The 12464-nt window shown below is 59.2% G+C and carries 10 protein-coding genes and 1 pseudogene; 4 read left to right on the top strand and 7 right to left on the bottom strand.

Annotation, left to right across the window (positions count from 1 at the left end; all coding sequences use genetic code 11):
• Positions 1 to 61: 61 nt before the first annotated feature.
• A pseudogene (locus tag BMY06_RS33415) lies at positions 62 to 1103 on the bottom strand (PDDEXK nuclease domain-containing protein).
• Positions 1104 to 1286: 183 nt separating this feature from the next.
• Between BMY06_RS33415 and BMY06_RS39990 the strand changes: the two are divergent.
• Positions 1287 to 1691 carry a hypothetical protein gene (locus BMY06_RS39990; RefSeq protein WP_074987277.1) on the top strand — a complete coding sequence of 135 codons (405 nt, stop codon included), beginning with the start codon at positions 1287 to 1289 and terminating at the stop codon, positions 1689 to 1691.
• 114 nt (positions 1692 to 1805) lie between these two features.
• Here the strand turns inward: BMY06_RS39990 and BMY06_RS33405 are convergent, their stop codons facing one another.
• The 4 genes from BMY06_RS33405 to BMY06_RS39210 all read right to left on the bottom strand — a co-directional run bounded on the left by BMY06_RS33405 (position 1806) and on the right by BMY06_RS39210 (position 6378).
• On the bottom strand, positions 1806 to 2129 hold the full coding sequence (locus tag BMY06_RS33405) for a hypothetical protein (protein ID WP_124263271.1): 324 nt from the start codon (positions 2127 to 2129) through the stop codon (positions 1806 to 1808).
• Between the two features lie 103 nt (positions 2130 to 2232).
• Entirely contained in the window at positions 2233 to 2637 is a 405-nt protein-coding gene (locus tag BMY06_RS33400) for a hypothetical protein (protein ID WP_124263272.1), read from the bottom strand.
• A gap of 250 nt (positions 2638 to 2887) precedes the next feature.
• Positions 2888 to 5221: a PAS domain S-box protein gene (locus BMY06_RS33390; RefSeq protein WP_074987273.1), complete on the bottom strand. Its 2334-nt coding sequence runs from the start codon at positions 5219 to 5221 to the stop codon at positions 2888 to 2890.
• An 836-nt stretch (positions 5222 to 6057) separates the two neighbouring features.
• The gene (locus BMY06_RS39210) at positions 6058 to 6378 is read right to left on the bottom strand and encodes a hypothetical protein (RefSeq protein ID WP_124263273.1); all 321 of its coding nucleotides are present in this window, start codon (positions 6376 to 6378) and stop codon (positions 6058 to 6060) included.
• Positions 6379 to 7036: 658 nt separating this feature from the next.
• Between BMY06_RS39210 and BMY06_RS33380 the strand changes: the two genes are divergently transcribed.
• Positions 7037 to 8416 (top strand): RAD55 family ATPase, encoded by a 1380-nt coding sequence (locus tag BMY06_RS33380; RefSeq protein ID WP_074987271.1) that lies wholly within the window; start codon positions 7037 to 7039, stop codon positions 8414 to 8416.
• A 90-nt stretch (positions 8417 to 8506) separates the two neighbouring features.
• Positions 8507 to 8872 carry a response regulator gene (locus BMY06_RS33375; RefSeq protein WP_074987270.1) on the top strand — a complete coding sequence of 122 codons (366 nt, stop codon included), beginning with the start codon at positions 8507 to 8509 and terminating at the stop codon, positions 8870 to 8872.
• Positions 8873 to 10013: 1141 nt separating this feature from the next.
• On the opposite strand, the gene BMY06_RS33365 is transcribed toward BMY06_RS33375, so the two are convergent.
• Positions 10014 to 10370 carry a response regulator gene (locus BMY06_RS33365; protein ID WP_161495582.1) on the bottom strand — a complete coding sequence of 119 codons (357 nt, stop codon included), beginning with the start codon at positions 10368 to 10370 and terminating at the stop codon, positions 10014 to 10016.
• A 391-nt stretch (positions 10371 to 10761) separates the two neighbouring features.
• On the opposite strand from BMY06_RS33365, the gene BMY06_RS33360 reads away from it, so the two are divergent.
• On the top strand, positions 10762 to 11055 hold the full coding sequence (locus tag BMY06_RS33360) for a response regulator (RefSeq protein ID WP_074987267.1): 294 nt from the start codon (positions 10762 to 10764) through the stop codon (positions 11053 to 11055).
• A gap of 8 nt (positions 11056 to 11063) precedes the next feature.
• On the opposite strand, the gene BMY06_RS33355 is transcribed toward BMY06_RS33360, so the two are convergent.
• On the bottom strand, positions 11064 to 12356 hold the full coding sequence (locus tag BMY06_RS33355) for a hybrid sensor histidine kinase/response regulator (protein WP_080180633.1): 1293 nt from the start codon (positions 12354 to 12356) through the stop codon (positions 11064 to 11066).
• Positions 12357 to 12464 lie beyond the last annotated feature (108 nt).

Below are 12464 nucleotides of genomic sequence, written 5' to 3'. Positions count from 1 at the left end.
GGTGGGGCGGCGCGGATACACTCGCGCCTCCGGCTGGCGCTACTCAACGCAGCCGCGATAACTAACTTGTCGAGTCAGGGAAGTCTGGACGGAGCTCGGCTTCGATCTGGTCGATTGTGGGTAGTCCTGTTTCCATTGCTGGCGGCACTTCACGCATGAGCTGGTATTCGGCTACGCCCATCGGCTTAGCCATGCCACGCAAGGCGTATTCGGCCACAAGCCGGTTTTTCTCCTTGCACAGCAGCAGCCCTATGGTCGGCTGGTCTTCCGGCGCCTTGACTTGGGCGTCAATCGCGGACAGATAGAAATTGAGTTGTCCGGCGTATTCAGGCTTGAAGGGCGTCGTTTTCAATTCGACGACGATATAGCATCGCAACTTCAAGTGGTAGAAAAGCAGATCAATGAAGAATTCGTCGCCGCCTATTTCCAGGCGGTATTGGCGGCCAACAAAAGCAAAGCCGGCGCCCAGTTCGAGCAGGAAACGGGTGATGTGCTGCGTGAGCGCACGCTCGATATCGCGCTCCTGAGCGCTTTCGGTCAAGCCCAGGAAGTCGAAGATATACGGGTCTTTCAGGGCGTCCCGCGCGAGATCGGATTGTGGCGACGGCAGCCGGTCGGCGAAATTTGTCACCGCGTTGCCAGCACGCGAGTGCGCCGCGGTCTCGATCTGCATGATCAGGACGCTTCGCGACCAGCCGTGTTCGAGGGATTTTCCCGCATACCAGAGGTGCGTCGTCAAGCTTGTCGAGCAAGGTGACAACGTGGGACCACGGTAATTGTGCAACGGGCTGTTGCACAAATTCCTGCTGCGGAAACGCCTGGGCCAGCGCGCGCATGTATTTGAGGTTGCGCGGGGAAAATCCACGCATGTCGGGAAACGCCGTCTTGAGATCGCGCGCCAGACGGTCGATAACCCCGGCGCCCCAGCCCTGGGCCAGTTGTCGCTCAAGAATGTCGCGTCCGATCTGCCAGTAAAGGGTTACCAGTTCGCGATTTACGCTGGCCGCCGCGCGTTGCCGTGCGTGCTCGACGCGCTGTTTGACGTCGGCGAGCCAGTCTCGATAATCTTCGGCCCAGACGGGATTGGCTGGCTCGTTGGTCATGCGCGATTTTGTTGGGCTGCGGTTGTCGGATCGGGGCGAACGCGTACAGGGTACTGTCAGACAGCGAGCAGTGCTAGCTGCGGCCACGTTTCCATTATAGCATTCAACCCCAATTGAAATATCGATAATTTATATTATGTTAGATAAAATCATGCCACCAACCACCAGCAACGGGACTGCCCAATGATCAAATGCTCGCTGTTCTCCAACACCCTCGGCCATCTCGACGATGCGCTCGACGAAAATGACACGCAGGTGATCGTCATCGCCGATACGGCTAGGCTGAAGGCCGTAATGGAATCGAACGACCTCTATTATCTGAATCCGGCGCGAATCGACCTGCACGCCCGTTACCTCGACAAGGACATGTTTGAAATGCCGCTGGTGGTACCCACCGAATCCTCGCTACGATGGATCGAAGGCTTTCACCAGATCAACGCGGCGGCAAACAGAAAGCTGCCGGTTATCCCCGTCACCACGTCGGCGGCCCTTGCAGAACGTGTAAAGGCACTCGTTGGCGCGAGTTCGCCCGAGTCCGCGCATGAGATCTTTGAATTTTCCGGTTGCCATGGCGTAACCGTGGCTTAGGTCCGACGCCCGATATTCAGGCTTACGAGCTCCCGCGCGCTCGGAAATGCCGGGTACGCTCGTAGGCCGCAGGCGGCTCGAAAATTGCGTGCTGCTGAGGTTCGCAAATTCGGCTCAGTGGTATTTCCGGTTATTCCGGCGCTGGGCGATAGCAAGCAATGCATTGCCTTCCATTTCATTTTCATTCTGCTCCAACCCAGCGTTCGTGACGACGACGTTAACTTCGCGGTCGAATGCCTCAAGCAGGCCCTGACGCGCGATTTCCCGGTAATCCGTCGCCTCCTTGCCATTCGCACTAGCAGCCGCCTGGGCCAACGCTTTCGCTGCGATTCCGAAAACCGCGACCGCCTGCTCCCATGTCAGTCCAAGCTCGATCATCTGCTGCAGCAGTCGGCCGACTATCGCGCCAATATTGGTGTTCTTTTCCCCGTCCATCATTTCAACCCTGATCCTTGCCATTGAAGCACCGGCATCCGGGCGCTCGTCCCTGCGTCTGTGCCGATGCTCAATCATAGCGTGAGCATGACAATGCAGCAGGAAACTACGATTCCAGAAGCCACCACAAAGGACGATAGTGAGTGGGTACCCTGTCCTCCTGCATTGGCGGCACGATCCGATACCACCGCCCGTCTCCATGCAAGAAGAATGGGCCGGCATCTTGGTAAATTGCGCGGTCGTCTGCGAACATCAATTCGCAGGGGGTGCCATCGGAAACCGCTTTCTCGACAGATAGCCACATTTTCTTCATGACAACCTCACGCCAACAGTGAAACTCGTCCAGCCGCCATAGTCCCGAACGCGTCAAGAAGCGGTATGGTTCGAATACAGCCTGACGCGCGTTTTCGGCGTTCTGCTTCACCGTCGCCGTGAGCTGCAGGCTGGATGTGTTCGAGGGCGAACCCGTGATTCGCCCGGCGCTGCTCGCGTGCCGGAACGTCGTGCTCACACCCGACTGCGCGATCGACTTGCCGCGCTTTCACTCCCGAGTTCGCGTTCACGGTGGAAAACGCGCTGCGCAACACCGCGCAATTCCTCATCATCTGCACTCGAATCTCTGGGTCCTCCCGGCGCACATCGAACGCACCGGCGAAGTGGGCCCGAAATCGCCGCGCTGGCGCTCGAAATACGGTAACGTGGTCGCGTGACATAAGCCTGTGCTCAGGCCCGCAGCGGCGCGTCCATGCCATGTTGCGGCGCTACGCCTTCATGACCGAAACGATTGCGAGGTTCAGCTCATCGGCCGAAAAAGGCTTGCGAAGGTAACTAAAATAAAACGGCAGTTCGTCCCGCCCGGGCGGCGGGTCACCGGACATCAGAATGACGCGGAGCGCAGGATCTGCCTCGACGGCGCGCGCTGCCAGCTCCGTCCCTGACTGCCCGGCGAGTCTTACATCGGTGATAAGGACCGCCGCCCGCGACTGCGCCAAGGCGTCCAGCGCGGTTTCGCAGTCTGACGCTTTCGTCACCGCGTAGCCCGTTTCTGCGAGCAGTTCGCTCACTGCGTCGCATGACGCCGCGTCGTCGTCAACTACGACGATCGGTACCCGTCTGTCCATGGTTGGAGCGCCCACCGGTGCGGTGATGTCGCGGCTCACGGGCAACGATGCGGGCCGGTCCAGTACGGTGCGGACCTTGTTTGCCAACTGCGTGCGGCTGTACGGCTTGCCTAGCAGATGCACACCAGGGTCGAGCCGCCCCGCGTGCACGATGGCGTTCTGGGTGTAGCCGGAAGTGAAGAGCACCTTGAGATCTGGCATATTCTTTAATGCCATCCGGGCCATCTCGGTACTGCGCAAAGGCCCCGGCATGACCACATCCGAAAAGAGCAGATCGACACGCGCTCCGCTGTTCAGGATCACGATGGCACCTTGCGGATCGGCTGCCTTCAGTACCGTATAACCAAGCTCGGAAAGCATCTCGACTGCCGTGGAACGTACAAGTGGGTCGTCTTCAACCACCAGTATTGTCTCCGTCCCGCCCCCCTGCATTACAGGTTGACTGTCCGGGACCTCGGCGACCTCGTCCAGAGTCCGAGGCAGGTACACCTTCACCGTTGTCCCGTGGCCCTCTTCAGTGTAGATTCGCAGGTGGCCGTGGCTTTGGCTTACGAATCCATAGGCCATGCTCAATCCTAGGCCCGTGCCTTCGCCCTCAGGCTTCGTGGTGAAATATGGCTCGAGGGCGCGCTCCAGCACCTGGGGCGTCATGCCAGTGCCGGTGTCGCTGATCGCGAGCAGTACGTACTGTCCGGGCGGCACGTCCGCGGGCAGTGCACCATACTGGTCGTCCAGCATGGCGTTGGACAGTTCAAGTGTGAGTTTGCCTCCGCCCGGCATCGCGTCGCGCGCATTGATCGCGAGATTCAGCACGACATTTTCCAGCCGGTTGGGATCGACCAGTGTATTCCACAGACCACCGGCAACCACTGTCTCGACGCTTATCGTTTCGCCGAGGGCGCGCCGGAGCATATCGTCCATGCTGCGGAGCATCGCCCCCAGATTGGTGGCCACGGGCTCGAGGGGCTGCCGGCGGCCGAAGGCAAGTAACTGGGATGCCAGGTTTGCACCCTGATCGGCAGCATCGAGCGCCTTGGTGACGCGCTCGCGGGACCAGACATCGCGTGAATGCCGACGCTCGAGCAGTTCGAGATTGCCCCGCAACACCTGGAGAACATTGTTGAAATCGTGCGCTACGCCGCCCGTAAGCTTACCGATCGCCTCCATTTTTTGGGCCTGAAGGAGCGCCGCCCGCGCCTTTTCGAGTTGCTCCTGAGCGGTTTTTCGATCCGTTACGTCACGGGTAATCTTCGCGAAACCAACCAGTTTGCCGCTCTCATCCCGGATGGCGTCAATGACCACATTTGCCCAGAAGCGGCTACCGTCCTTGCGGACGCGCCAGCCTTCAGTCTCGTAGCGACCCATGGCGGTCGCAATCTGGAGGCCTTTTTCCGGCAGGCCCCGAGCTGCGTCCTCTGGAACGTAGAAGCGGCGGAAATGTGTGCCGAGCACCTCACTGGCTTCGTAGCCCTTGATACGCGACGCGCCCAGGTTCCAGTTGGTGACGAGACCTTCCGGAGAGAGCATGAAAAGTGAATAGTCGGTAACGCCTTGGACAAGCAGCCGGAATCGACGCTCGCTCTCGAGCACCGCCTCGTGGGCCACCCGTTTGTCCGTGCCGTCCCGAATAACGACCCCAAAGCCGCCAGACTCATCGTCATCCGAGTCGAGCGGAACAATCAGGATGTTCGCCCAGAATCGGGATCCGTCCTTGCGCGCGCTCCACCGTTCAGTTTCAAAGTGCCCTTGCTGCCGAACCGCAGCGAGCGCGCTGTGAACGATGTCTTCCGCGCGCTCGTCATCGCCAGCACAAAAACGGTACGCAGGCTCCCCGATGACATCCGCTGAGTCATAGCCAAATATCTTCGCGGCGCCCGCATTCCAGCTAGCGACCTTCCCGAGGGGCGTCAGTCTGAAAATCGCATATTCTTCAAGGCTGTCTACCAGCCCCGCTTGCCAGGCATCGTTTCCCATAACCTGTAACCTTCCAGTCCTCTTTTCGCAAACTTAGCCATCGGGCCGCGCCTCTGGCGCCCTCGAGCAGTCCAGCCTTCTCGACGCCGCGAGCGCACCGGTATGAGCGATCGTCGCGCGTGTAGTCTTCGGTGCCCGGTTTCGCGAGAATACAAGCAACCAGTTGCCTCGCGCGGACGCGGGCAGCGGAAAGCCGTCAAAACGTGTCAGTCGGGTTGGCCGGATTGTCGAGGCGCACGTCTGCGTCGCAAATGTCAGGGTTGATTCCGGGGGAAAAGACCGGCGGCTCGATTTGTTCCTCCCGGTCTATCGCACTACGACTTAATCGCTGACAGATTCAATGGCCTGTTTTTGCGACTGGCATAAGGCGGCCCGCTGTGGGAATAGTCCTGATAGTGCTCATAAAGCCAGTGGTAACATGCCGGTGAATGCGACGCAGAATCATCCCCCTCTCCTGCAGGAGCTTTGCCCAATGCATCGCCCTCCCCGGCGGCAAGAGGCGCCCGCTGGCACCCCAAAGATACATCATAAGAAAGTGATCAACGACAGCTGCGGGGCCCTGCGTCAGCGGGGCAGGCTCTTGCTCGAAGGCTGGCATATATCCCTCCGGTCGACCGTGATGAGTCGTGCTGCGTTAGAACGGCTCAACGATTATAGGTCAGCGAATCGCGCCCTCCATTTGTCGTAGTTGGCCACGAAGATTAGCTTGCGACAGCGGCGGAGCTCGCACTGTGATCGATCCTGTTTTATGCACCGTCTCGACCATCAAAAATGAACGACCGTCGTGCGAATAGTCTGTTCGCTGACTTTTAATTGATTCTCTGCCGACCCTGTCTTCAGTGGAGTTTGCTATTCCCGCCGCGGCGGCGGGCGGTCGCCAACGAGGGATTGCCTGGATCCTCGTCATTTCGTGCTGGGGCGCGATCCTTAACGGTTACCCGCACCTCGCAATCGAATGCGCCAAGCAATTGTCGACGACCTTTCTCGACAAACCGGTTCGTATCGCCTCTCCCGGCAGAAGCTGCGGCCTGCGCGATAGTTTTCGCAGCAAGGCCGAGAATCGCCACGGCCTCACTCCAGGTGAGTTCAAGTTCGATCATCTGCTGCGCAAGCCGGCCGGCGAGTGCACCGGGGTTCCACTTCTTTTCATCATCCAACTTTGGTCTCCTTCGGCTTAGAAAACGCGATACGAGTCGCTACATCTAATCACGCGTTTGGTGCCCGCATTCATAACATGACCATGCCGCCTGCGGTAGGCTTTCCAACTTCCCCCTTCGGAACGGAATCTGCGCGGCGACGCCGGGCGACCGCCATTCGGTCGCGACGGAGATCGAGAGTGGCTGACGAAGATCGCGCCAACCATCAACATTTTGAGCCCGAGGCGGTCATCGATCCCATCGAACGGTCCGGCTCGCGCGATTGGGCCCAGCGCTCGGCAGGCAACGCTAGCTGATGGGCGCCAGCACCAGCGTGATGAGAAAGTTCGCAATCGCGGGACTGTTAAAAGCCGGAGACGCAAGGGCGTTCATCGCGGTCGCGGTGGTGGGAATGTTCGTTGCCCGCTAACGAAGTTCCCTCACGTACCACTCCAGTGTTTCTTCACACGCCGCCGCGCTGCGCCTCGAGCGTTGTGAAGGGAAAAATGGGGCGCCCGCCTTACCGGTCCCGGAGGCCTTGCCCGCTACCGCGCCACCGTTCGCGCCGCCGAAGCATGGCAGACGCCGTCCAGGTGACGCATAATGCCATCATGCGACCCCGACCCGGCGGTCGTCTGGGCCGAAACCGGCCAACCTCTGCAGCCAAAGCGACGACGCGATGCACAAGACACTCACCCGCCTGAACAGTCACGTACCTGGACTAGATGCGGTTCTCGGCGGGGGCCTCATAGCCGGCTCCGCCTACATTCTCCAGGGGCGGCCCGGAGCGGGCAAGACTATTCTCGCGAACCAGATCGCTTTCGGCCAGGCGCGTCAGGGCGCAAAGGTCCTGTACATCACACTGCTGGCTGAAACACACGAGCGTCTTTTCCAATCCCTGTCGACGCTGGAGTTCTATGAATCCGACTTCGTAGGAAGGGACGTCACATATCTGAGCCTTTTCCGCACACTACGCGTCGACGGCCTGGGCGCACTTGTGGAAATGTTACGCAAGGAGATTGCGCGCCAAGGCACGACAATGCTGATTCTTGACGGATTGCTCAACGCACGCGAGAGCGCCCCCACGTCACTCGACGTCAAGACATTTGTGGCGGAGCTACAGGGGCATGCATCCTTCAGCGGTTGCACCGTGCTTTTTCTGACCAGTGCAAGAATTGACGAGTCAAGCCCGGAACATACGATGGTGGACGGTGTAATTCAGCTGGAGGAATGCCTCTCCGGATCGCGGACAGTACGCCAGCTTCGAGTCTCCAAGTCCCGGGGAAGCGCTGCACTCGGTGGCCTTCATCACTATCTCATTGACGGCACCGGCATCGCGGTTTATCCCAGATTTGAAAGCCTCTACGCCCGGCCCTTGGGCAGAGACCACGCGCCGCGCGAACGCGTATCGAGCGGGGTGGACGAGCTTGACCAGCAAATTAGTGGCGGCCTGCCCGCATGCTCGGCGACGGCGGTTATCGGAACCGGCGGCAGCGGCAAGACGAGCTTTGGCTTGAATTTCCTGCGTCTGGCGACTGCGGAGACACCCGCATTGCATTTTGGATTCTATGAAAGTCCCGCCCGTCTTGCGAGCAAGGCGCGCGCACTCGGCGTCGATATGGAGCGCATGGTTGCCGATGGCGCCGTGGACGTGATCTGGAATCCGTTGACCGAAAACGTCATCGACAAACTCGGCTACCAGCTGCTTGATGCCGTTCAGGCTCGAAACGTGCAACGGGTCGTCGTGGACGGACTGGCCGGCTTTGATCGGGCGAGTGCCGACCGTCACCGTTTCACCGAATTTCTGGCCGCATTGACCAATCAGCTACGCGTGATGGGTGTCACCCTGGTTTGCACGTGGGAAACGACCGGAAGCGGGCCGCTTGACATGCAGGCTACCGAGGCGCTGAGCCTGTTCGACAATGTTATCGGTATGGAGCTGGAGGAGACGGATGGCAGGTTGTACCAGGGCATGAAAGTGCTGAAGATACGCGATAGCGCCTTCAAACCTGCAGTGACGAAACTCATTATTCCGGATTCCGTGTCCGGACCGGCCTAGCGCGCCGCACTCAAAGGAGATTCTCCTTAAGGTAGCCGCCAGGCTCAACAAGGCCTAAATCAATGCGGCAGGCAACAAGAGTGACCCGGAATGAAGACAGTCGTTGTAGTCGATGATGAGACCCTGATAACTGATTTTCTAGCCTTCTTTCTCGAAGATGCTGGTTACATCGTGCACGTCGCCCAGAACGGAGTGGAAGCGCTGGAGCTCGTGCGGAAAGTCTCGCCCGATGTTGTCGTCACCGATTACATGATGCCGCTGATGACGGGTCTCGATCTAGCTGTTGCCATGCAATCGGAGCCTTCCACACGTGGCATACCTGTCATCCTGGCGACAGCGGCCCAAGGAGCGGTGGCGCGGACGAACTCCCATCTTTTTGCTGCGGTTCTGGACAAGCCGTACGCGGCCCGGACGCTGCTCGTAACGATTGCGAGGCTGGTACCTGCGGACGGCTGAGAACGTCCAGCTGCGCCGTTCCTCGGACGGTATTCCGTTCTCCGGTGCCAATCCCGCCCTGCTAGCCTGCCAGCGCCGGCCAGAAGCCACCTGGAGCCTTGCTTCCGACATTCATGCGCTGATGAGCTCAGAGCCTGAGGGCAACCAGCGTGGTCTAGCCTATGGTCGTTGAAAAATTCATTCAGCATAAAATTTTCCCAAGGCTTGCACCTTTCATTCTGCTCACCAAAAATACGGTCTTCTTCAGGTCGTCTGCCGCTGACCTGGTCGGCATCCGAAGACGAATCTGCCATCAAGCCGGTTGACGCGGAGTAAGGTCGAGCATGAGAGATTATGTCGGATCTGATCGGGATCGACGTGGTATGGTGATCGTGGATTTCGGTGAGGCCGTTCAGGCCTGGCGCTATCGAATCATGCGAAGCCGCCCCATGATCAAATGGTCGAGGTCGCTTCGCGGTACGTTGAACGGGAGCGAGTACGTTTTCGCGATCACGCAAGGGCGCGGTCGTTGCTACGCCTATTTCAAATGGGAAGGCGAACTCATTTCTTTTGCACTGGAGAACAACCCCTCCTAGACGGCGAAACCGTCGAATACAGGCCGGATGGCGATTGCCTGATGCCGAGGCAGAAAACAGCGCCGCTTCAGCGCTCTTCCCCGCGTCCACCTCGATCATCAACGAGCAGCCATCAGGCTGACTGAATTCGACACTTCATCAGTTGGCCCGCTTGGGATTCGCAAACGTCCCAAGCATCTAAGCCGCCACGTGCAGACGTTGGCGGCTTTTTTTGGGTCATGAAACGCTAGCCGCTGCCTGGTTCGGGAGATAACGTTGGAAGCATGCGCTTTCCCCGACAGGTTCGGGCCAACGACGGAATCAGGACATTTCGCGTCGCCTCACGAAGATACTCTCCGACGGCGCCCCGGACGACCGTGGGGACCGAAGATGCCTCTATGCCTCCTGCCGTTTTTCGCGCGAATGTGCGGGGACGAAGAACTCCCAGCAGTGTCTGCTACGAAAGATAGCAACCGTCAGCGTGGGCGTCGGAGCCAGCGCCTGATCCACTTCGACACAACCCGATGCTTCCGCTCTAACGGACCGCGTGCAGGCGCAAACACTGCGCAGACGCTTCGGAGGGGTGATCAGGGTCGTTTCAGGGCGTGCTCTGAAACGAGGCCCAACAAGTGGCCCGGCACGAAAGGCTTGCGCACAAACGCCCGAACAGCGGGATCGCATGGGGCAAATGCTACCGCGGAAAGGACGATGACCGGGATGCCATTGAGCGCGGGGTCCGAATGGACGGCTGATGCCAGCTCAAGCCCGTCCATGACTGGCATCATATAATCGGTGATTATCAGGTCGACCTTATCGAGCCGCGCAAGACGAAGCCCTTCCGCCCCGTTTTCCGCACGGATCGCGGCGTGTCCAGAATATTCAAGTAACGCTGCGGTCGCGTCCAGTAGCCTATGGTCATCCTCGACAAGTAATACTTTCGCCAACGCTACCCCTCCGTGAAGCCGGAACACGCGCATTTTCTTTAGCCGCGTTCTATTTAACTCACATGCGCGAGTGCAGTGAACAGTTTTTGCGAACGGGGTTATCGATTTGCCAGCCGTGGAGCGGCAAGTATTTTGGTAGCAGCGTTTTTTGCGGATACTATCATTTTTTCCAGTGGTGGATAACTTAATGGTTTCTTAACATGCCGATCCGTGTCGACAGCGGTTCTTCGCCTTACGCCGAAGTCGCGTCCAAGCGGCTTACGGGCCGAATGGTCCTTAAGCCACACAGTCCTGCGAGGATACTTATCGTGGACGACGATGTCGGTATGCGCGAAGCGACAGCGGCCCTTCTGACGCTGGAGTCTTTCGACGTCCGGGTCGCGTGTCTGGCATGGAAGCAATCGACACGCTGCGGGCCTGGGTGCCAGACGTCGTGGTGCTCGACATCCAGTTGCCGGTGTATGACGGGTTTGAGGTCGCCACCGTTCTTCGAAGTGTGCCTTCGACGGCAGAGGTCCCGGTCATCGCAGCAACCGCGTATGACCTGTCGGAGGTCATGGGACGCGGCGCTGCGGGGCACTTCGACGCGATATTCAGAAAAGGCGACGACGGCAGCGCATTTACAATGCTCGTTCGCTCTTTTTTCGACCCCGAAACAACTCGGGCTGATCGCGGCGAGTCCTGACGCTTTAGTTACTCCTGGCGTCTTGCCCTGCTCTGCAACTCCGCGTCAGACGGAGGCGCATGCGAGAGCTCCTGGGAACCTGCGTCGGGGAGCCGCATCGCCCTTCGCCCGGCGATCGCGTTCAGCAACTTCAGCAGCTCTTGCGGGGGCACGGGCTTTACGAGGTGATGGTCGAATCCCGCCCGGCGAGCCCGTTCTCTATCCTCCGGTTGCCCATGCCCCGTCAACGCGATAAGAGTTATCCGCCCGTTGCACTTCTCTTTCCCGAGTAGGCGCCGCGCGATTTCATAACCAGAAACGTCCGGCAGCGAAAGATCGAGAACCACGACGTCTGGTGGAGATGCGTCTGCGAGTTTCAGTGCGTCTTCCCCGTTGGCGGCGGTTCGGACCCGATGGATTTCGCCGATGATTGCAGCAAGTGATTCTGCGGCGTCGAAGTTGTCGTCGACGATCATGACGTTCAACACCGGGATTGATTGGGGAGAGGCCTGTGAGTCTTGCGCCCCCGACATTTCGGGCTCGTCGCAGGCGGGAAGCTCGACATAGAAGCGGCTGCCCCTTCCTCGGCCCTCACTGGTTGCATATACGGCTCCGCCATGCATCGCGACCAGCGAGCGGGCGAGAGAAAGTCCTATGCCCAAGCCCGCCTTCCCGCTTTCACCGTCTGGCCTTTCCTGATTGAACAGTTCGAACATGCTCTGTATCGAGGCCGGATCCATGCCTGTACCGTTATCCTCCACTACCACCAGCACCACACGTTCACGTCGATCCAGCGTCAGCCGAATCTCGCCGCCGACGGGGGTATACTTGATTGCGTTGTCTAACAGGTTCGACACGATCTGCGTGATTCGCGTCAGGTCGCCTTTCACCCAGATCGCGCTGATGTGATCGAGGCGTGGCGTGTGCAGTCGGTGACGGCGTGTAGCTGCTGCAGGCGCGTTAATCTCGATCGCGCGTTGGATCGCGGTCCTTATATCGAAGACCTCGTCTCGTAACCTGACTTTGCCAGCAGAAATCCTCGAGAGGTCCAGAAGATCGTCGACGAGGTCGGCGAGATGTTTCGCGTGCCGCTCGATCGTCTCGCGTATCCAGCAAAGCTGCGACTGCGGCAAATTAGTGCGCTGAAGCAGGTGCGCCGCGTTTATGACAGGCGCCAAGGGGTTGCGCAGTTCATGGGCCAATGTGGCTAGAAAAACGTCCTTGCGGCGATCCGCCTCCTTCAACGCCTCCTCGCCTTCGATTCGTCGTGTTATATCTGCTATTGTTCCTACCAGCTTGCGGTTCCCCGAAGCATCCGACATGTATCGCGCGGACACCTCGATCGCTACGGGCTCAGGCGCCCCACGCCTGCGGACACGGAAAATCGCGCTGACGCCACCCGCTGAATCGGTCGCGTCGGAGATTATTGC

The organism is Paraburkholderia tropica (assembly GCF_900109265.1).
GTDB lineage: Bacteria > Pseudomonadota > Gammaproteobacteria > Burkholderiales > Burkholderiaceae > Paraburkholderia > Paraburkholderia tropica.
Note: the sequence above shows the minus strand (reverse complement) of the source record. Positions and strands in the feature narration are given on the sequence as shown.